Annotated in this window: 22 protein-coding genes; 9 read left to right on the forward strand and 13 right to left on the reverse strand. The window is 44.9% G+C overall.

What is annotated here, in order from left to right:
- Window positions 1–79 precede the first annotated feature (79 nt).
- On the forward strand, window positions 80–1,492 hold the full coding sequence (glmM, locus tag L0660_RS01300; RefSeq protein WP_233795192.1) for a phosphoglucosamine mutase: 1,413 nt from the start codon (window positions 80–82) through the stop codon (window positions 1,490–1,492).
- Window positions 1,489–2,637: a cysteine desulfurase family protein gene (locus L0660_RS01305; RefSeq protein WP_235156945.1), complete on the forward strand. Its 1,149-nt coding sequence runs from the start codon at window positions 1,489–1,491 to the stop codon at window positions 2,635–2,637. Before glmM ends, L0660_RS01305 begins: the two co-directional genes overlap by 4 nt.
- A 16-nt stretch (window positions 2,638–2,653) precedes the next feature.
- Here the strand turns inward: L0660_RS01305 and hemH are convergent, their stop codons facing one another.
- The 10 genes from hemH to L0660_RS01355 all read right to left on the reverse strand — a co-directional run bounded on the left by hemH (window position 2,654) and on the right by L0660_RS01355 (window position 10,206).
- Window positions 2,654–3,724, reverse strand: a complete 1,071-nt coding sequence (gene hemH / locus L0660_RS01310; protein ID WP_235156956.1) for a ferrochelatase — start codon at window positions 3,722–3,724, stop codon at window positions 2,654–2,656.
- Between the two features lie 13 nt (window positions 3,725–3,737).
- Window positions 3,738–4,685, reverse strand: coding sequence for an N-acetylornithine carbamoyltransferase (locus tag L0660_RS01315; protein ID WP_235156965.1), 948 nt, complete (start codon window positions 4,683–4,685; stop codon window positions 3,738–3,740).
- Window positions 4,686–4,719: 34 nt separating this feature from the next.
- A complete protein-coding gene (locus L0660_RS01320) occupies window positions 4,720–5,853 on the reverse strand; it encodes an aspartate aminotransferase family protein (RefSeq protein WP_235156967.1) in 1,134 nt (377 codons plus the stop codon).
- Between the two features lie 15 nt (window positions 5,854–5,868).
- Complete coding sequence (locus L0660_RS01325; protein WP_235156975.1) at window positions 5,869–6,255, reverse strand: type II toxin-antitoxin system VapC family toxin; 387 nt, start codon at window positions 6,253–6,255, stop codon at window positions 5,869–5,871.
- Window positions 6,234–6,461, reverse strand: a complete 228-nt coding sequence (locus tag L0660_RS01330) for a hypothetical protein (RefSeq protein ID WP_235156987.1) — start codon at window positions 6,459–6,461, stop codon at window positions 6,234–6,236. The genes L0660_RS01325 and L0660_RS01330 overlap by 22 nt, the downstream gene beginning before the upstream one ends.
- A 33-nt stretch (window positions 6,462–6,494) precedes the next feature.
- Entirely contained in the window at window positions 6,495–7,478 is a 984-nt protein-coding gene (argC, locus tag L0660_RS01335; protein WP_235156989.1) for an N-acetyl-gamma-glutamyl-phosphate reductase, read from the reverse strand.
- Entirely contained in the window at window positions 7,475–7,879 is a 405-nt protein-coding gene (locus tag L0660_RS01340) for a type II toxin-antitoxin system VapC family toxin (protein WP_235156997.1), read from the reverse strand. Before L0660_RS01340 ends, argC begins: the two co-directional genes overlap by 4 nt.
- Complete coding sequence (locus tag L0660_RS01345; RefSeq protein ID WP_235157006.1) at window positions 7,876–8,112, reverse strand: DUF2281 domain-containing protein; 237 nt, start codon at window positions 8,110–8,112, stop codon at window positions 7,876–7,878. The genes L0660_RS01340 and L0660_RS01345 overlap by 4 nt, the downstream gene beginning before the upstream one ends.
- Window positions 8,113–8,137: 25 nt before the next feature.
- Window positions 8,138–9,340: an argininosuccinate synthase gene (locus L0660_RS01350; protein WP_235157014.1), complete on the reverse strand. Its 1,203-nt coding sequence runs from the start codon at window positions 9,338–9,340 to the stop codon at window positions 8,138–8,140.
- 137 nt (window positions 9,341–9,477) lie between these two features.
- Complete coding sequence (locus L0660_RS01355) at window positions 9,478–10,206, reverse strand: GNAT family N-acetyltransferase (RefSeq protein ID WP_233795202.1); 729 nt, start codon at window positions 10,204–10,206, stop codon at window positions 9,478–9,480.
- Between the two features lie 363 nt (window positions 10,207–10,569).
- On the opposite strand from L0660_RS01355, the gene aat reads away from it, so the two are divergent.
- From aat to L0660_RS01380, 5 genes are all read left to right on the forward strand, one after another.
- Window positions 10,570–11,181, forward strand: coding sequence for a leucyl/phenylalanyl-tRNA--protein transferase (aat, locus tag L0660_RS01360; RefSeq protein WP_235157022.1), 612 nt, complete (start codon window positions 10,570–10,572; stop codon window positions 11,179–11,181).
- A 79-nt stretch (window positions 11,182–11,260) separates the two neighbouring features.
- Window positions 11,261–12,292 (forward strand): glutamate 5-kinase, encoded by a 1,032-nt coding sequence (gene proB / locus L0660_RS01365; RefSeq protein ID WP_233795204.1) that lies wholly within the window; start codon window positions 11,261–11,263, stop codon window positions 12,290–12,292.
- Window positions 12,292–13,542, forward strand: coding sequence for a glutamate-5-semialdehyde dehydrogenase (locus L0660_RS01370; RefSeq protein WP_235157025.1), 1,251 nt, complete (start codon window positions 12,292–12,294; stop codon window positions 13,540–13,542). Before proB ends, L0660_RS01370 begins: the two co-directional genes overlap by 1 nt.
- Window positions 13,536–14,621, forward strand: coding sequence for a M20 family metallo-hydrolase (locus L0660_RS01375; RefSeq protein ID WP_235157027.1), 1,086 nt, complete (start codon window positions 13,536–13,538; stop codon window positions 14,619–14,621). The genes L0660_RS01370 and L0660_RS01375 overlap by 7 nt, the downstream gene beginning before the upstream one ends.
- A gap of 39 nt (window positions 14,622–14,660) precedes the next feature.
- Window positions 14,661–15,488 (forward strand): enoyl-CoA hydratase/isomerase family protein, encoded by an 828-nt coding sequence (locus L0660_RS01380; RefSeq protein ID WP_235157036.1) that lies wholly within the window; start codon window positions 14,661–14,663, stop codon window positions 15,486–15,488.
- 29 nt (window positions 15,489–15,517) lie between these two features.
- On the opposite strand, the gene L0660_RS01385 is transcribed toward L0660_RS01380, so the two are convergent.
- From L0660_RS01385 to L0660_RS01395, 3 genes are all read right to left on the reverse strand, one after another.
- Entirely contained in the window at window positions 15,518–17,080 is a 1,563-nt protein-coding gene (locus tag L0660_RS01385; RefSeq protein ID WP_235157044.1) for an Rne/Rng family ribonuclease, read from the reverse strand.
- Between the two features lie 258 nt (window positions 17,081–17,338).
- A complete protein-coding gene (locus tag L0660_RS01390) occupies window positions 17,339–18,184 on the reverse strand; it encodes a tetratricopeptide repeat protein (RefSeq protein WP_235157046.1) in 846 nt (281 codons plus the stop codon).
- 30 nt (window positions 18,185–18,214) lie between these two features.
- Complete coding sequence (locus tag L0660_RS01395; RefSeq protein WP_026631310.1) at window positions 18,215–18,520, reverse strand: HU family DNA-binding protein; 306 nt, start codon at window positions 18,518–18,520, stop codon at window positions 18,215–18,217.
- A 159-nt stretch (window positions 18,521–18,679) separates the two neighbouring features.
- Here L0660_RS01395 and mutY point away from each other — a divergent pair, with 159 nt between their 5' ends.
- Together mutY and L0660_RS01405 are read left to right on the forward strand one after the other, a co-directional pair.
- Window positions 18,680–19,759 (forward strand): A/G-specific adenine glycosylase, encoded by a 1,080-nt coding sequence (mutY, locus tag L0660_RS01400; protein WP_235157052.1) that lies wholly within the window; start codon window positions 18,680–18,682, stop codon window positions 19,757–19,759.
- A gap of 105 nt (window positions 19,760–19,864) precedes the next feature.
- The gene (locus L0660_RS01405) at window positions 19,865–20,722 is read left to right on the forward strand and encodes a phytanoyl-CoA dioxygenase family protein (protein WP_235157054.1); all 858 of its coding nucleotides are present in this window, start codon (window positions 19,865–19,867) and stop codon (window positions 20,720–20,722) included.
- Window positions 20,723–20,738: the final 16 nt, after the last annotated feature.

Genomic DNA, 20,738 nt, shown 5'->3' on the forward strand with positions numbered 1-20,738 from the left:
TTTTGTTTCAAGAAAAATCGGACAGTAGAGAGGGAAATTTAGTATTTTTGCAACCAAACAAAAAGAGGAATTCTAGATCGTGACGTTAATTAAATCTATCTCAGGAATCAGAGGTATCGTGGGTGGAAAATCGGGTGAGGCGCTGACTCCGATTGATGTTGTTAAGTTTGCAGCGGCTTACGGGACATGGCTGAGGCGTACAAATCCACAAAATTTAAAGGTTATTATTGGCAGGGACGCACGCTTATCCGGTGAAATGGTGAGCCGCCTTGTTGCCGGGACATTGCAGGGAGTCGGGCTTCATGTAACTGATCTTGGCCTATCCACTACGCCTACTGTTGAGATTGCCGTTACGGCCGAAGGAGCAGCAGGAGGGATTATTTTAACAGCAAGCCACAACCCGATTCAATGGAATGCGCTGAAACTGCTGAACCACGACGGAGAATTTATTTCCGAAGAAGAAGGTGCAGAAGTTTTGCGGATTGCCGATGAGGAAGATTTTGTTTTTGTTGACGTTAAAAAATTGGGAAGCTACACTGCGGATGATACATATTTACAAAAGCATATAGATCAGGTTCTTGCACTTCCATTGGTGGATGTGGAAGCCATTACGAATGCAAATTTCAGGATCGTTGTTGATGCTGTCAATTCTACGGGCGGGATCGTTGTTCCGATGCTCCTGGAAGCGTTAGGTGTTTCTACAAAGAACATTAAGAAGTTAAATTGCGAGCCTACGGGCAATTTCGCACACAATCCGGAGCCACTTCCTGAACATTTGCGTGAAATCAGCAAGGAACTGAATGATGGTTCTTTCAATCTCGGCATTGTCGTGGATCCGGATGTGGATCGTCTGGCGCTGATGTGCGAAGACGGAACACCGTTTGGTGAAGAATATACATTGGTGGCCGTTGCAGATTATGTGCTTAAAAACACACCTGGTAACACGGTTTCCAACTTGTCGTCCACGGCCGCATTGCGTGATGTGACGATTAAGGCAGGAGGAAAATATTTCGCTTCGGCAGTAGGCGAGGTAAATGTTGTAAATATGATGAAAGCGAACCAGGCGATTATTGGTGGTGAAGGAAATGGCGGGGTGATCTATCCTGAAAGCCATTACGGACGTGATGCTTTGGTTGGAATTGCTTTATTTCTGACGCATTTGGCCAAGTTTGGCAAAACTGCTTCTGTGCTACGCCGCTCATACCCAAGTTATTATATTTCAAAAAATAAGATCGAGCTGACGCCGGATATCAATGTGGACAACATTCTAAGCCGCATTCAAACGCGTTATTCCAAGCAGCCATTGAACACAATTGATGGTGTGCGCATTGAATTCGACAGGGAATGGGTGCATTTGCGCAAGTCGAATACTGAGCCGATTATTCGCATTTACTCAGAGTCGGAAACGCAAACGACTGCCATTAACCTTGCGAACAAGATCATTTCAGACATTAAGGAGATCATCTCTGAGCCAAAAAACAGGCAACAATGAAAGTTTATTTGGACAACGCTGCTACTACGCGCCTTGATCCGGAAGTGTTGGAGGTTATGTTGCCGCTTATGACCGAGCAATTCGGCAATCCTTCTTCCATACATTCCTTTGGGAGGGCAGTCAGGTCATCTATTGAAAAAGCCAGAAAAAGCATTGCAGGGATTTTAAATGCAGCTCCTGCGGAAATATTCTTTACATCAGGCGGCACGGAAGCAGATAACACAGCGATCCGTTCCAGTATTGAAACACTTGGATTAAAACACGCTATCACGTCCCGCATCGAGCATCATGCCGTTTTGCACACGCTCGAACATCTTCAAAAGTCGGGACAAATTCAGCTGAGTTTTGTTAACCTTAACGAAAAAGGAGAGGTTGATTTACAGCATCTGGAAACATTGCTGCAATCCAATTCCCGCTCACTGGTTTCGTTAATGCATGGCAACAACGAAATAGGTAATTTGCTCGATCTGGAAGCAGTAGGCGACATTTGCGAAAAATACAATGCTGTTTTTCACAGTGACACGGTTCAGACGATGGGTCATTATAAACATGATCTTCAAAAGTTGAAAACCCATTTCATCGTCGGTGCAGCCCATAAATTCAATGGTCCGAAAGGCGTTGGTTTCCTTTACATGCGTCCGGGAATTAAAATTGCTCCCTTCGTACACGGAGGCGCGCAGGAGCGTAACATGCGTGGCGGAACGGAAAACATTTACGGCATTGTGGGCTTAGCGAAAGCATTGGAAATCGCCTACCGCGACATGGATGCGCACCGCAGGCACATTGAAAGCCTGAAACTGCGCATGATAGGCAAATTGACGAACAGCATTGAAGGCATTACATTCAACGGCAATTCGGCGGATTTGGACAAAAGTCTTTACACTGTGCTGAATGTCAGCTTGCCGCCTTCTGATATTAGTGATATGCTACTTTTTAACCTGGATATTGCAGGCGTCGCAGTCTCAGGAGGAAGCGCTTGTGCCAGTGGAACGGAAATCGGCTCACACGTGCTGACGGAGCTGAAAATTGATGAGAACCGCGCTAATGTTCGTTTCTCTTTTGGAAAATATAATACGGAAGAGGAGATTGATTATGCCGTGCATACGCTGGCGGAATTATATAAAAAGGAAAGTGTAGTTTTATAAAGCAAAAAAGCGGTTATCAAACCGCTTTTTTTATGATGTCTTCCAAAGTTTCGATCCAGATGTCACTGTCATTCAAGCTCTCCACCAGCTGCCAGTGCTGACCGCCTTCTTTCTCAAAAATCTCTTTATATTCTTCACCAACTTCAATCGTCGTTTCCAGACAATCGGCAACGAATGCGGGCGAAAATGCAAGGACGCTTTTTACACCTTTTTTGGTCAATTCAGGAATTACTTCATCTGTATAAGGCTTTATCCAGGGATTTTTGCCCAATCTGGATTGAAAGCAAGTTGTATAAGTGCCTTCTTTCAAGCCTAAGCCTTTTACCAGCAAACGAGTCGTTTCAAAGCATTGCGCACGATAGCAATGTTGGTTTCTTGCATCCAAATGATCGCAGCAGGATCCGAATTGGCAGAAACTGCCTGTTACATCGCCTTTTGTGATTTGTCTTTCAGGCAATCCGTGGTAACTGAAAACAACATGGTCATAATGCTGCTGCGCCATGTATTTCTTGCCAAGATTCACAAAGCCCTCAATGAATTTAGGATGATCCAGGAAGCGGTTTATGAATTTAATCTCAGGCAAAACTTCCCAGTCCTGCACCACGCGCATCACTTCTTTGTATACAGAACCTGTTGAAGCTGAGGCATATTGAGGGAAAAACGGAACGACAATGATTTCAGAAAGTGTTTGCTTTCTTAATTCTTTCAAACCGTTTTCAATGCTCGGGCTTTGGTAACGCATCGCAAGTTCTACAACATAATCATCACCGAGCACGCGCTGCAATTTTTCCTTAACCGAAAAGCCGTAAATCTTCAAAGGAGATCCGTCCGGTCTCCAAAGCTGCTTGTAAACCTTGGCCGATTTTGGAGCCCTGAATGGTGCGATTATGAGGTTAATCAGCATCCAGCGGTTAACGTATGGAATGTCTATCACGCGCTCGTCCATCAGGAACTCACGCAGATATTTGCGCACATCCGGCACGGACGGGCTATCCGGCGTTCCCAGATTTACGATCAGGACGCCCGTTTTGCGGACCGATTTCATGTTTATTGAGCTGTCTGGCTGTGCCAATGTTTCCGTAGTCATTCTTTCAATCATTTCAAATATGTAGCAAAACCTCGCGTAACGCCGCCTGCGCAGACCATTCGCGGTTTGCCGCTTGTTCAATCACCAATGATCTTGGTCCATCCAAAACCTCATCCGCCACCTTCATATTCCGACGCAATGGTAGGCAATGCATGAATTTACCATTATCCGTCCGGGACATTTTTGCTTCCGTAATCATCCAGGAAGGATCGCTCGTCAAAACCTGTCCATAGTGCTGGTAGGACGACCAGTTTTTGCCATAAACGAAGTCCGCACCTTCCAAAGCCTTATCCTGATCATAAATCACCTGACCTTTTCCAACAAATTCCGGTGCAAGATCGTAGCCTTCGGGATGCGTGATCACAAGTTCCACGTCCATCGGGTTCATCCATTCGCAAAACGAATTGGCTACGGCCTGCGGCAATGCTTTGAAATGGGGTAACCACGTCAAAACGACCTTAGGGCGCTGTTTGATCTTAAATTCTTCAATGGTAATGCAGTCTGCAAGGGATTGTAACGGATGCCTTGTGGCCGATTCCAGGTTAATGATCGGAACGTCAGCGTATTTTTTAAATTGCTGAAAAACGATCTCGGCATAATCCTTCTCCCGGTCCTGCAATCCGGCAAACGAGCGGATTCCGATAATATCGCAATAACTGCCGATTACAGCCGCAGCTTCCTTCACGTGCTCGGCCTTATCACCGTTCATGATCACGCCATCCTCCATTTCCAAACCCCATCCATCCTGGCCAACATTCATCATAATCACATTAAGCCCAAGGTTTTGCGCAGCTTTCTGCGTGCTGATCCTCGTTCTCAAACTTGAATTGAAAAATAGCAGTCCGATGGTTTTGTTTTTCCCTAACTCAATGTCTGCAAATGGGTTACGCTTGGCGGCGATGCCATTTGAGATCAGCTGGTTCAGGTCGGTTACGTCGTTAATGGAAAGAAAGTGTTTCATTCAGTTCGGTAATTTCTGCGGCGTTTAGGTTATATTAAATGGCAACGGAAGTCTCTTTTTTTAATGCTTCCAGGAATTGATCGGCCTCTTCTTTGCCCAAGGCAAGCGAAGGCAGCAAACGAATGGTGTTGGCGCCCGCCACTCCTGTGAACATTTTATAGTCGAACAAAAGTTTGTTGCGAAGGTCCTTCACCGGGAAATCATACTCAATCCCGATCATTAACCCGCGTCCCCTCAGCTCTTTATATCCGCCAATTTCTTCGATTCCTTTCAAAAGATAATCGCCGATTTCCGCGGCGTTATCCAGCAAGTTTTCATCCTTCATGATATCCAGGACCGCGACGCCAGCTGCACAAGCCAGGTGATTCCCGCCAAAAGTGGTTCCCAGCATGCCATAACTCGCTTTGAACTTTGGAGAAATCAGGATTCCGCCAATTGGGAAGCCATTGCCCATGCCTTTGGCCATGGAGATTATATCCGGGTCAATGCCGCTGAACTGGTGCGAGAAGAACTTTCCAGTCCGTCCGTAACCACATTGAACGCTGTCCAAAATCAGCACAGCGCCGGTTTCGTCACATTTGCGTCTTAATGTTTGCAAGAATTCATCCGAGCTCACATTAATCCCGCCAACGCCTTGAATTCCTTCCACGATCACTGCGCAAACTTCATCCGTAATGCCGCTTTCCGCAGCCTGCACATCATTAAACGGCAGGAATGTTACATGTTCTTTATAGTTAACCGGCGCAACAATAGAAGGATTATCCGTCGCCGCGACCGCACCAGCCGTCCGGCCATGAAACGATTTTGTAAACGAAATAACCTTCTTGCGACCGTTATGGAAAGAAGCCAGCTTCAACGCATTCTCATTCGCCTCAGCGCCAGAGTTGCATAAAAACAGTTTATAATCCGGATAGCCCGAGAGTTCGCCCAGCTTCTCAGCCAATTCCTCCTGCAAGGAAATCTTCACCGAATTCGAATAAAAACTAATCGCATTCAGCTGCTTCGTGAGCATATCCACATAATAAGGATGGCAATGCCCAACCGAGATCACCGCATGCCCGCCATAAAGGTCGAGATACTTGGTCCCATGCTGGTCCCACAAATAACTCCCCTCAGCCTTAACCGGCTCTATATCGTAGATGGGGTAAACGTCGAATAAGTGTGACATGTTAAATATCGTTTATCAGGCAAGTTCAAGATTTTCAATCCGTTGAAAATGTCCCTGGTTTAATGTTTTGATTGGTAATTGAAATGTTAGCGCTGTTGCCGCTATGAAAATATCCCGGAATTCGATCAGCGAGTTCCGCCTTCGCAGGTTATGATAAATCTCAGCAGCCTTCAACGAAACCTCCTCATTAAAAGGCAAAATAGGCAACCCATTCAACAGCATTTCGACATCCGTTTTTTTCTGATTGTCTGTGGCGCCCATCATTAGCTCATAGACTGTCACAGCCGATACAAAGATCGAAATGTCATTTGGTAGAGACGCCAATATTGTTCTGGACTTGTCTGGTTTCCGCAAATGCTCGATGAATATGCCTGTATCGATTACCATTGTGGGGCTTTCCAATTGTCCATGCCTTTTATATTTTCTTCCAATGCTGTAATGTCACCTTCGCTCCAAGTTGACACATTCAGAATTTTTTCTTTCCAAATCGTAAGATTACCATCAGACTTCTTTGCTTTTTGTTGCAGCAAAAGTCCATCCGCATATGCCAGCAGCTGTTTCTGCTGAGACTCGCTAAGTTGATTGAATGTTTGCATCAAATCGTTCATGGCAATGGAGTTTACGATTTACAAAAGATAATGTTAAAACGCCGGCGCTTTCAACCTCAACCCCGCATCCTCCGGCAAATCAAAGAGCAGATTCATATTCTGCACCGCTTGTCCCGAAGCGCCTTTTGTGAGATTATCGATAATGCTGCTTATGAGTAACTGTCCGTCATGCACTTCCAGATTGATGAAGCATTTGTTGGTGTTTACAACTTGTTTCAAATCAATCGGAGCGTCGCTTACGTGCGTGAACGGGTGTGAAGCGTAGAAGCTTTTGTAAATGCTTTTTGCTTCTTCCAATGTCCCTTCATAAGCTGTATAAACATTAGCCATAATGCCACGCGTATAATCGCCGCGATAAGGAACGAAGTTGATTGCTTTATCAAAACCATCCTGCAGCTTGCCTAAACTCATTTTGATCTCAGTCAAATGCTGATGCGTGAATGCTTTGTAAATGGAGATATTATTGCTCCTCCAAGAAAAATGCGTAGTCGCACTCAATGCCTGACCTGCGCCTGTGCTGCCCGTGACCGCGCTCACATGAATGTCGTCTTTAATCAATCCAGCCTCAGCCAACGGCAAAATTGCGAGTTGAATGCTTGTAGCAAAGCAACCGGGATTGGCCACTTTCGTTGCTGTCTTAATCTTTTCCCGTTGCAACTCTGGCAATCCGTAAACGAAGCCATTTGACTCATCACGGAAATCCGTGCTCAGGTCAATGATCTTAACAGATTCCGGAACATTATACTCATTCAGAAACTTCTGTGATTCGCCATGTCCTGAGCAAAGGAAAATCACATGAAGATCCGTTTGATTCAAAAGCGTCTGAATGTCATCACCAGAAAATGTAAGCTCCGTATCTCCAAGTAAATCCGTATGCGTTGCATAAACAGGCTTTCCAACCTGGCTTTTGCTATGCGCGAAAGCAATGTCCACATTCGGGTGATTCAGCAATATTCTGATCAGTTCTCCACCCGTGTAACCCGCCGCGCCTATTATTCCTATGTTAATGTTGTTCATTCCGTAACCCAATTTTCAATTTTCAAATTTTCTACCCGCTCGAATTCATTGACATTATTTGTCACCAAAATTAAGTCGTGACTCAGCGCGTGGGCAGCAATTAACAAATCATTTGCTCCGATAATTGTTCCTTTTGCTTCGAGGTCGGCCCTAACCAAAGCATATTTTTCAGCAGCCTGAGCATCAAAGTCAAGAATCGTAAATGGCGCTAAAAAATTTTCCAAGGCCATTTTATTCCGCTCTTTATACTGACTTTTTGCAACACCATACCAAAGTTCAGCCACTACAATCGAAGAGATGCTTATTTCATCCCAATGAACAGCCGACAATTTCTCAAAAACCTCGACAGGTTTTCTTTTAATGATGTAAGCAACAATGTTCGTGTCCAGCAGATATTTCATTCAAAAAGATTTTCATTCTTGTCAAGTGGCGGCTGATCCCGTTTTTGCATAAAGTCTCCGGAAAAATTAGAGATGTTTTGCCACCAGTTTTCCAGGTCTTCTGTTTTTGAATAAGGCTTCCTTTTGCGTTTTTCTAAAATGAATTCCATATAGTCATAAACCTCTTGAAGTAAATCCAAGGGTAATTCCTGCGCTTTTCGCTGAATTTGACTTTGCAACTCGATCTTAGTCATAACACAATGATTTGGTATGCACTATTTAGATTCCGGCTGACTCACTCACCTTCTGGTAGATCATCACCTGGTTGGAAGCCACTTTTGAAAATCCTCTTACGTCGTCGCCGGTCCAGGCGTTGTTCATTTCACCGTAGCTGCCGAATTTCGACGACATCAGGTCAAATGGTGATTCGATTCCTTCCACGTGGAAGCGGTAAGGTGCAAGGTGGACGTGCACTTTTCCGGTTACATGTGACTGTGTATCAGTAAGGAACGTTTCAATGTTACGCATCACCGGCTCTACGAACTGACCTTTGTGAAGCAAGCTGCCATACCAGTTAGAAAGTTGTTCTTTCCAATAAAGCTGCTGCTCGCTCAGCACGTGTTTTTCCAGAGTATGATGTGCCTTAATAATGATCAATGGAGCCGCAGCTTCAAAACCAACGCGACCTTTAATCCCGATAATCGTATCTCCCACGTGAATGTCACGTCCAATCCCGAAAGGCTGTGCGATGGCGGCTAATTTTTGAATGGCCTGAACCGGATTTTCAAAACTTTCGCCCGCGACGCCTTTCAATTCACCTTCCACAAATTCAAGCGTAATGGTCTCAGGCTCCGTTTTGGTAATTTGCGTAGGCCAAGCCGATTCCGGCAGATATTGATCAGAGGTTAATGTCTCTTTTCCACCAACCGAAGTGCCCCAAAGGCCTTTGTTAATGCTATATGCAGCCTTAGCCCATTCACGGCCAACGCCTTTATTTGTTAAATATTCAATTTCTGCCTCGCGTGAGAGTTTCAGGTCGCGGATAGGTGTAATGATCTCAGCCTCAGGAATGATAATGCGAAAAGCCATGTCAAAACGAACCTGATCATTTCCAGCTCCGGTGCTACCATGCGCAATCGCATTAGCCCCGATTTCCTTTGCATATTCAGCAACCGCAACAGCCTGAAAAACACGCTCAGCGCTTACAGAAAGCGGATATGTGTTGTTTTTAAGGATATTTCCGAAAATCAGATATTTAATGCAGTCATTGTAGTAGTCACTTGTTTTTGTGATCGTTGCATGCTGTTTCACGCCCAAAGCATACGCATTGGCCTCGATAGTTTTCAGTTCTTCATCCGAAAAACCGCCTGTATCAACCAAAACCGAATGGACTTCGTAACCTTTGTCTTCGGCTAAATATTTTACACAAAAAGAGGTGTCTAATCCACCGCTGAACGCTAATACTACTTTGGGTTGTGACATTATATTAAAATCTGATTCTGACTAAATGCTTAAATTGGAGTACAAAAGTAACAAAAAAATACCTCGCTTCGGGCCAAAAAACGGCTGCCGGGCGAGGTATTTAAGAGATATATAAATCTGTAAATAAAGGCTGTACTTTAATGTACGAGCAATGTGCCGGCGTTTTTCTTTTTAGCGCGTTCTTCCCTTCGCAACAAAATGCGTTGCTTAATGCGCATCCAGCGCTCGTACAAGCTCGATTCTTTCAGGAAATCCCAGGAATGTTTTTCTGGCTCCACGCCAACCGTAACTGCCACTTCCTCTTTCTTTTTATCCTCAGGATTATACATCATTCCTGTGCATAGGCAATGTTTTCTGCCGGTCCGGGTCAATACATCGTAATTAACACAGCTTGCACACCCTTTCCAGAAAGCGTCATCAGCAGGTAACTCACTGAAAGTCACAGGCTCGTAACCCAGGTCGGAATTGATTTTCATCACGGGCAAACTGGTTGTAATGCCAATGATCTTTGCATCAGGATATTTTTGGCGCGATAATTCAAAAGCTTTCTGCTTGATAGCCTTTGCCATTCCGCTGTTACGGAAATCAGGATGTACGATTAAGCCCGAATTCGCCACAAATTTGCCGTGTTCCCACGTTTCAATGTAACAAAAACCTACCCATTCGCCGGTGTCGGTAGTTGCGATAATCGCTTTCCCTTCCACCATTTTTTCCATTATATATACAGGAGAACGTTTGGCGATACCAGTACCACGCTTTTTGGCGCTCTCTTCCATCTCTGCGCAAATTGTATCCGCAAAGTGAAGATGATTTTCATTGGCAGTCTGCACTATAAACTTACTGCCCACTACTTCGGTATTTTTCATTGATGGCGATTCTGACAAAAATGTTCGAAACAATAATTATTACACCCAGAGAAAACGATGGGACGTTTTGAAAATTGGAAAAGTTGGTGGGTATAAAAGTTTTACCACGTAGGTAAAAAGAAATTATGCGGTCCGGGGGGACCTGAATCGAAAAGGCGTAGTATGAAGAACAGTATGTATGCCGTTGTCGTTCATTGACTTGCTAATGCGTCTAAGAGGCTGCAAATTTTGAAAAAAAAATTGTCACTCCAAAGAAACAGAAGATATATTTTTATGGTTCGATTTTGAATAAAAGTTTTTATTACTTACCCGCTTGCGTTTTGTACAAAACCGAGGCATACCCATTTTTAAAATATGACTTTCATGTCAGCAATCAGTACAGATGACCTTTTGAACGGATATATAAATGGGATTTTCCCAATGGCCGAAGCGGACGGGACCATTTATTGGTATTCGCCAAACCCCCGGGCCATTATTCCCATTGACACCTATAAACCTTCCAAATCCCTTCGGCCTGTTTTGAATAAAAAATACTTTGATATCAGGGTTAACTGGGATTTTGAAGGCGTGATGCGCGGCTGCTCAGCGCCACGGGCTACGGAGCCGGGAACGTGGATTTCTGAGGAGATCATTGCGTCCTACACCGCGCTGCACGAGCTCGGTTATGCGCACAGCGTGGAGACTTATCGCGAAAACAAGCTCGTAGGAGGACTTTACGGCGTTTCGATCAATGGCGTTTTCTTTGGTGAATCGATGTTTTCCTATGAAAGCAACGCTTCAAAAGTCGCATTCCATTATCTGATCCAAATTCTGCGGATGAACCGCTTTGCATTGCTCGATACGCAGTTTATCAATGACAATGTGCTGCGTTATGGTGCTATTGAAATTCCGCGTGAGCACTATCTGCACCAGCTGGAAAATGCTTTAAAGCTGAAAAGACGTTTCAACGGCAAAGTGCTGGAAGACATTCTTTGAATAATTTTCTACTTTTAGGCTCAGATTTCAGACTTGGGACCGCCCTTTGGCTTGCGTCCCGTTCAAGCCCTATTTTAAAGTGTCAAAACCAATACTCGTAATCAAATTCGGGACTGCCTCCATAACCCTTCCCTCGGGTGAACCTGACGTCAGGATCATTTCGGAAATAGCGCGGCAGGTCTCGGAGATCCATTCGCAATACAGGATTATCATTGTTTCTTCGGGCGCCGTGGGTGCGGGGAAGGCTTATATACAGGATTACAAAGGCACCATGACGCAGCGGAAAGCAGCCGCGTCTGTTGGAAATCCGCTTCTGGTGGGTTTGTACGCATCTTATTTTGCGCCAAATAAAATTTATATTGCCCAAAGTCTGTGCGAAAGGCAGCATTTTGCCAACCGCGCCAAGTTTTTGCAATTGAAAGAAACGTTCGAGGAGTTGTGGGAAAACAACATTATTCCGATCGTGAATGAGAACGACGTTGTGAGTGACCGTGAATTGAAATTTTCGGATAATGATGAGCTGGCAACATTGCTTGCGGTCGGTTTTGGCGCCGAATCGCTGATGTTTTGCACGTCGGTGGGCGGTTTGCTGGACGAGCACGGCAACATTCTCAGGAACGTATCCAATGTGAACGAGGTTTTCAAATTCGTAAGGACTGATAAATCATTCCTCGGTCTGGGTGGAATGGCCTCGAAGCTGACATTCGCGAAACTGGCCGCAAGAATGGCGATTAAGGTCGTTATTTTTGGAATGAAGCAGGAAAACGAACTGCTCGAAGCATTGAGAGGAAACGCGGGAACATTGATAAACCCCGGCAAAAGCACACTTTCTGCCCGAAACAGGTGGTTAGGAAGCGGCGGGCTCGTTTCCGGAACATTGCAGATCGACGAAGGCGCGTCAAAAGCATTACTAAAAAGAAAAAGCTTACTGGCCGTGGGCGTGATGGAAGTAACGGGCGAATTTGAGGCCGGTGAAATCATCGAAATTTACACAGCAGCCGGCGAAATGGTCGCTGTTGCGCGCGCCAGGGAAAATTCGGCCGCTATCCGGGCCAATTTGAAGACAATGAATTTTGAAGTGGCGCATGCCAACGACATCGTACTATTATAATGGAATCCATTTTACCTCTTTTAGAACAAACCCAAAAGGCAGCCGCCTCAGTCAGGAACCTGACGGGCCAGCAGCGGTCGGACCTTTTGTTGAACATTGCTGCTCAGGTGCAGGCCAATGTTGCCAACATTATCGCAGCCAATCAGAGAGACCTTGATGTGATGGACGACGCCGACCCGAAAAAGGACCGGCTGTTATTGAACGAACAAAGGATTCAGGCACTGGCGCAAAGTCTGCGTGATGTGGCGGCTTTACCGGATCCAAGCGGTGAAGTGCTGTTGGAGCGTACGATTGAGCAGGGTTTGTCGCTGCGTAAAATAGCAGTTCCGCTGGGTGTAGTGGGGGTTATTTACGAATCGCGGCCCAATGTTACGCTGGACGTGGCGTCGCTATGCCTGCGTTCGGGCAATGCGTGTGTGTTAAAAGGAGGCAAGGAAGCGCATTACTCGAACTTGTTTCTGGTGGGTTTGATCCACCGCGCATTAATAGAATTTGATATTGATCCTGCGGCGGTAATGTTACTTCCCACGGATAGAAAGTTTGTAACCGAGCTGCTTACTGCAACGCGATTTGTAGACATTATCATCCCAAGAGGATCGGAAAGTCTGATCAAGTTTGTGCGTGAGAACTCGCTCGTTCCGACTATTGAAACGGGCGCAGGCGTTTGTCATACATATATTGAAAAAACGGGTGATCTCGACAAAGCAGCTGCGATTGTGGTGAATGCAAAGGTGTCCCGGCCATCGGTTTGCAATTCTCTGGATACGATTTTAGTGGACAGGGAAGTGGCAGCTGAACTGTTACCGAAGCTGAAAGCTGATTTTATCAAGTGGAATGTTGAGATTTTTGCCGACGACACTTCTTATGCGATCTTTAAAGAAGATGGTTATCCAATGCTACAGCATGCGGAGGAAGAAGATTTTGGGAGGGAATTTTTGGATTACAAATGTTCGGTTAAGGTTGTAAATGGTTTAGATGAGGCTTTGGAGCATATCAGGGCACATTCTTCAAGACATTCTGAGGCAATCATTTCAAAGGACGAAGCCAAGATTGAGCGGTTTTTAAGAGAAGTGGATGCGGCTGCTGTTTATGCCAATGCTTCTACCCGTTTTACGGACGGCGCTGTTTTCGCATTAGGTGCAGAAATAGGCATATCTACACAAAAACTGCACGCACGCGGACCTTTCGCATTGGAAAAGCTCGTGACCGAAAAATGGATTGTTAAAGGTGACGGGCAAGTAAGATGGTAAGCGCATTGGAAAACATACAAACATTGACAAATGAGGCGATTGCGCTGCTGAAAAGCCTGATCGAAACACCTTCATTCAGTAAGGAAGAAGACAAAACTGCGCAACTGATTGCAGCATATTTTGAATCAAAAAACATTCCGTTTCAACAAAAAAAGAACAATCTGTGGGCCTATAACCGCCATTTTGATAAGCATAAGCCAACATTGCTTTTGAACTCTCACCATGATACGGTCAAGCCTAACAAATCCTGGACATTAGACCCTTTCAAGGCGATTGTGGAAGACGATAAGCTGTTCGGATTAGGCAGTAATGATGCCGGCGGTTGCCTGGTTTCACTGATTGCCACCTTCTGTTACTTTTTTGATAAAACAGATCTTGCTTACAACATTGCCATTGCCACAACTGCCGAAGAGGAAATTTCCGGAAAAGAAGGGCTCGAAATCGTCGTTCCGGAATTGCCTGAAATCACATTCGCCATTGTCGGAGAACCAACTGAAATGCATCTGGCAGTTGCTGAAAAAGGATTGCTGGTTTTGGATTGCACCGCAAAAGGAAAATCCGGTCACGCGGCGCGCGAAGAAGGGGAGAATGCTATTTACAAGGCGCTAAAAGACATTAACTGGATTCAGGAATACAAACTCCCAAAGGTTTCACCAACATTAGGACCCGTGAAAATGTCGGTAACGATCATTAATGCAGGAACACAGCATAATGTCGTTCCCGACGCCTGCAACTTCACAATCGACGTGCGTGTAACGGATCAATATACATTGGAAGAGGTCATTGAAGTCATTCAGGCCAACATTCAATCCGAGGTTTCTGCAAGATCGATCCGTTTGCGGCCTTCGAGCATTCCAATGGATCATCCGATTGTACTGGAAGGCTTGAAGCTGGGAAGAGAAGCATACGGTTCGCCTACGACTTCCGACCAGGCATTACTCGATTGCCCATCATTGAAAATGGGCCCCGGACATTCGGGACGCTCGCATAGTGCGGATGAATTTATCTATCTTCATGAGATCGAGGCGGGAATCAAGCAATATATAACGATGCTCGAAGGTGTCGTAAATAAGGCTTAACAAACATTCCGCTATTCCATAACGCTAACAAGCGCCTGTATGCGGTTTTATTCAGAAGACGACGTCCAGCATTTCGATTCGGTGAAGTTTTTGTATATCAATACTTCATTTGCCAATCATATATTCACCATCACGCTAAGCCGTCCTGAAAAGCGCAATGCGTTCACGCCGGGTATGGCGGAGGAAATCGTCTTCGCATTGGCATATGCACATTATCACAATGACGTGCGATGCCTGATAATCAATGCAGAAGGTTCCGTTTTCTGTGCAGGTGCCGATTTAAATGCTTTCCATAACGTTTCCGCAGACATCAAGAATCCTACATTGCCGCCAATCAGCGAAGAGGCGAAGTTAGGGGATGCATTTAATGAAATTTTTAAGCCCATTATTGCACAGGTTGAAGGTCCGGTTTTGGCGGGCGGCTTCCTGATCATTTGTGGCTGCACATTCGTTTTTAGTGTAAATGATGCGGTTTTCAGCTTGCCGGAAGTTAAGCGTGGCATATGGCCCATGCAGGTTATGGCCTCACTTAGCCAGATTGTCCCTCCGCGGAAGATGTTGGAAATGTGCATCACAGGCAAAAGCTACAATGCTGATGAAGCGCTTGAATTGGGCCTGGTAACCCACATTGCAGAAGCCGAAAGCATTGTCCAGGAAGTTCAGGAAATGGCTGCGCAAATTTGCGGGGATGCTCCTTACGCAATTCACCAGGGCATGAAAGCTTTTCAAAAGTTGAAGCAAATGCCGGAAAGCGAAAAGCATAGTTTCCTCAAAGCAGAATTGGATCAAATTCTTGCTTCCGAAGATGCAAAAGAAGGTGTGCTGGCTTTTAAAGAAAAAAGAAGCCCGAACTGGAAAGGGAAATGACAGTGAATGCTGAGATTTAAATTAGGCTGTTAGTTACCCGGAACAATCTCAATTTCCTCGCCGTAACGGTTGTGGAATTTGAAGTCGACCACACCCAGCGAAGTATCTTTGATCAGCTTCACCCAAGTTTTGTAATGGAAAAGCCACTTTACTTGCTCTGAGATTAATCCCTTTGTAAAATAAGAATGCAGGAATGGATGAAGTGAAATGGTAATCCCACGCTCATTTTGCTTGGTCAGAATGTAATCCAGGTTATTGGCAATCACATCCGAAACTAAAATACTCGCCTGAATTGTGCCCGTTCCGCCGCAAGTAGGGCATGTTTCACGGGTTACAATGTTCATTTCAGGCCTTACACGCTGACGTGTAATTTGCAGCAGACCAAATTTCGAAAGTGGCAGAATGGTGTATTTCGACCGGTCGCCTTTCATCTCGTCGCGCATTGTATCGAAAAGAACGCGTTTGTTTTCCGCTTTCTTCATATCGATAAAATCGACAACGATAATCCCGCCCATATCGCGAAGGCGCAACTGACGGGCAATTTCTTTGGCTGCTTCGAGGTTGACGCTCAATGCAGTCGCTTCCTGATCTTCTTCCGAGTTGGACTTGTTACCGCTGTTCACGTCGATAACGTGCAGCGCCTCAGTATGTTCTATAATCAGGTAACCGCCATTTGGCAAGCTTACAGAACGTCCGAAAAGGGATTTGATCTGCTTCTCAAGACCAAATTGTTCGAAGATTTTATTCTTACCATTGTGCAGTTTCAGAATGTTCTCCTTATCCGGCGCAATGTTGTGAATGTAAGCCTTAATATCGTCGTAAACCTCTTTGGAATCAACTGTAATGCTGTCGAATGATTCATTCAGCATGTCGCGGATGATGGAAGAAGCGCGGTTCATCTCGCCTATAACCCGGTCGCGGGGCTTGGCATCTTTCAATGCTTTGATCCCGTTTTCCCACTTGTCGAGGCAATCCTGCAAATCCTTATTCAGCTCATCCACATCCTTCCCAGTTGCAACGGTGCGGATAATGACACCGAAGTTGGCAGGCTTAATGGACGACATCAGACGCTGCAGGCGGTTACGCTCCGCTTTGTCAGTGATCTTTTTGGAAAGGTTTACAGAATTTGAAAACGGCACCAGCACAATATAGCGGCCGGCAATCGAAATGTCGCAGGAAAGCCTTGGGCCTTTTGTAGAAATAGGCTCCTTAACGATCTGAACAAGTATAGGCTGGTTTTTGGAAAGTACCTTATCAATTTTACCAAGCTTTTCGATTTCGGGCTCCATCTTGAAGTTATTCAATTTGCCCGAAGTCTGACGCTTCGATATTACGTCCTTGGTCAGTTTGTTGAGGGAATTGATATTCGGCCCTAAATCAAGATAATGCAGAAACGCATCTTTTTCAAAACCGACATCAACAAACGCGGCATTAAGCCCCGCTACCAGCTTCCTGACCGTACCGAGGTAAATATCCCCCACGGTAAAGCTTTGATCCGGTGTTTCGACGTGATATTCTAAAAGACGTTTATCCTGCAAAAGGGCTATACGTTCTCCCTTTTGAGTAGAATTGATTAGTAATTCGTTACTCAATGTTCAACCAACTGAATGGCTATATAATGTTGATACTTAACCTCCTCTTTCAGAATGAAAGGGGCAATACATACGAGGGGAAGAAGGCATGACCGGACTTTTTTGAAAATCCGGTCATGGTATATTATTTCTTCTTATGTCTGTTTTTTCTAAGTCTTTTCTTTCTCTTGTGAGTGGAAATCTTATGTCTCTTTCTCTTTTTTCCGCAAGGCATGTTTTATGTCGTTTAAAATAAAAATTGATTGTTTTTTCTGCTTATCAATTGTTCAGACGACCTTCCAATTCGCCAATCGCTTGCTGGATTACAGGATCTTTTTCCTCCTTTTTAACTTCGGAAAGGACCTTGCGGGCCTCTTCCTTGTTTCCCAGTTCCACGAGCGTCAATCCTAAATAGAACTTCGCTTTTGTATTGGCCGGATTGTTGGTCAAAATCTGTCTGAACCTGTCGGCAGCTTTTGAATATTGGTTAGATCTCATGGACAAGATCCCTAAATTGAACAATGCCAATTCGTTGGTAGGATCGGTGTCAATCACTTCGCGCAACATTAAAATTCCCTGCATAGGGTTTTCTGTATTCACGTAAGTCATTGCCATGTTGGCTTTTGCAGCTAACAGGCCAGGATTCTGGTCAAGTGCTTTTTGGTAATATTCGCGGGTTTTTGTTCCCAGGTTTTTTGCTTTCTGATCATCAATGGCAAAACCATAAGCTTCGTAATAACGATCGCCGGTCCTGACAAGATTTTCAATGCTGGGAGACAAAAGTGCTGCTTTTTCAGCATAAAATGCTGCGCTGTCGAATTTTTGCAATTGAGCAAATTTGTCGGACAACTTCAAGCCCGCTGCAACCTTTTCCTTATCATTCGCATTCTCAAAGCCATTTCTGAGCTGATCGACAATTTTTTGCTGATCCGGCGCGATGGTGGCTTCATGTGATGACGATTGAACGGAAGAGTCCGGAGCAGCCGCCGTAGCAGCTGCCTGAGACTGGTTTCTCTCGTTGCCTACTTCCTTGCCTTTGGTATTAACAACCACCTTGGGAAGGCTGAAAAGCGTTCCGACAAGAGCAACTGCAAGCACACAAGAAAGGAAAATAGACTTTTTCATACTGTTATAACCCAAACCTTTTCAGGTAAATTACTTTTCAGCGACAGCTTTCAATTTGTCACTTTCTTTTACCTGCTCTACAAATACTTTTGCAGGTTTGAAGCTCGGTACAAAGTGCTCGTCAATGATCATTGAAGTTCCCTTCGAAATATTACGGGCAACTTTACGCGCACGTTTTTTATTGATGAAACTACCAAAACCTCTTACATAAAGGTTCTCTCCCTCAGAAAGTGAGTCCTTTACCACGGTGAAGAACGATTCTAGCGTTTGCTGAACATCGCCCTTGTCTACACCTGTTTTCTCAGAAATCTGTGCGATTACGTCTGCCTTAGTCACTTTGATTGTTTACTTTAAGTGGATATTATTTCATTTATTTACTTACTCCTCTAAATTTTGGGAACACAAAGGTACGCTAATTTTACCAAGATTTAAAAGGAAGGCGTTTTCATTTTTTTTCTAATTGGTTAAATAACAGCGTACATAAGGACAAACATTATGATATCAGACCCTTTACAGGTAGATGATTTTAACAAAAAACTTAAATCCTGGTATCTCAAAAACCACCGCCCTTTGCTCTGGCGACAAACGACGGACCCCTATAAAATATGGTTATCAGAAATCATTCTCCAGCAAACCAGAGTCGCCCAGGGAACGCCTTATTATGAGAAGTTTCTGGAAAATTATCCCACTGTTTTCGACCTCGCCAATGCCGATGAACGCGATGTGCTGCGCCTCTGGCAGGGCTTAGGTTACTATTCCAGGGCGAGAAATATGCATTACACGGCGCGGCAGATCGTCAGCGAATTTGAAGGCAGGTTTCCGGAAACAGCATTAACCCTCTCGAAACTAAAAGGTTTGGGGAATTACACAGCCGCAGCGATTGCATCTTTCGCTTTCGGCGAGGCCGTTGCGGCGATTGACGGGAATGTGTACCGGGTCATGTCTCGGATTTTCGGGATCAAGGCGGATATGCTTTCCAATGAAGGGAAAAAGGAGTTTGCCCAAGTCGCGAAAACGCTGATTTCACACGAAGATCCGGCAACTTACAACCAGGCAATGATCGAGTTCGGTGCGCTGCAATGTGTGCCTGTTTCGCCCAATTGCAGCATTTGTCCGTTCAATGACATTTGCTATGCCTATGCATTCAATGTGCAGAATGAACTTCCGGTGAAGGCCAAAAAGCTGAAAGTGAAAAACCGTTTCCTGAATTATTTTATCATACAACAAGGTGATAAGCTGGCCATGCAGGAGCGGAACACAAAGGACATCTGGAAAGGACTATATGATTTTCTCTTAATTGAATCCGCTGCCCACGTCGATTCGCCCGAAGAGCTGGCTGATAACGCAATGTTGCTGGTATTAATGAAAAAAGGGACTATCCGCCAGGTGCCGAAATTATACATTCACTTGCTGACCCATCAGAAGCTTCACGTGCAGTTCTGGTGGTTGACAATCCCCGAAAGCGAGCCAGTTGACCTTCCCCCAAATATTTATTTTTTCTCCAAAAACGAGGTTGAGGCGCTCCCAAAGCCGATTTTGATCGATACAGTTTTAAAAGAAGAAAAATATTTGTGACCATTTCTAAACCTTCACGTCTAAATGGTTTTAATCTTCGTAATCTGCGAGGAATTGTATTTTAAGTAATATATTTTTGTACTAAACACGTAAAACGGATGAGTTATGACAAGTTTTAGTTTAAATACAAGCCAGATTAAGACATTCCATGAAGACGGTTATGTGGTCGTGAAAGGGCTGTTTTCGGAAGAAGAGACGAATAAATTATATCGGACGGCGATTGAAAATTCGGTGATGCAGAAAAATGCGATGGACCTGAATGACCAGTCGGGGAAGAAGACGAAGCTTTCGCTCTGGTTTACGCCGGGTGATGACGTTTTTGGTTATCTGATCCGCAGCGAACGCATGGTCAATTCGGTTTGGCAGTTGCTGGGGCAGGAAAGTCCGGTTTGTCATTTTCATACCAAGTTAATGCAGAAAGAACCGAAGGTCGGCGGTGCCTGGGAGTGGCATCAGGATTATGGTTATTGGTATAAAAATCAGTTTATATTCCCGGATCAGTTGATGAGTGTAATGATCGCCCTGACGCCTGCAAACAAGGAAAATGGTTGTTTGCAAGTCATTAAGGGCTCTCATAAAATGGGCCGTGTCAATCATGGTTTTGCGGGTGAGCAGGTGGGCGCGGATATGGAAATGGTGAACCATGCATTGAAAACGATGGAGCTGGTTTATTGCGAAATCGAGCCGGGCGACGCATTATTCTTTCATAGTAACCTCATGCACAGGTCGGAAGCAAATTTGTCCGATCATCCTCGCTGGTCGCTGATCTCATGTTATAATTCACAATCCAACATTGCTTACGCCGAAACTTCCACATCCTGGCGTGTTCCGGTTTCCGTAGTTCCTGACCGGGCTTTGCTCGAATGGGATGCTTCATCCTTTGGCGATGCCGATTTTCTTAAAAAAGAAGATGATCCGGCGCTGAAAACAACTGGCTGGGAGAGTGAAGTGAAGACCAACTAGTAAGGACTTTTAACCA

This window comes from Dyadobacter sp. CY351 (assembly GCF_021502625.1).
GTDB classification, from domain to species: Bacteria; Bacteroidota; Bacteroidia; order Cytophagales; family Spirosomataceae; genus Dyadobacter; species Dyadobacter chenhuakuii.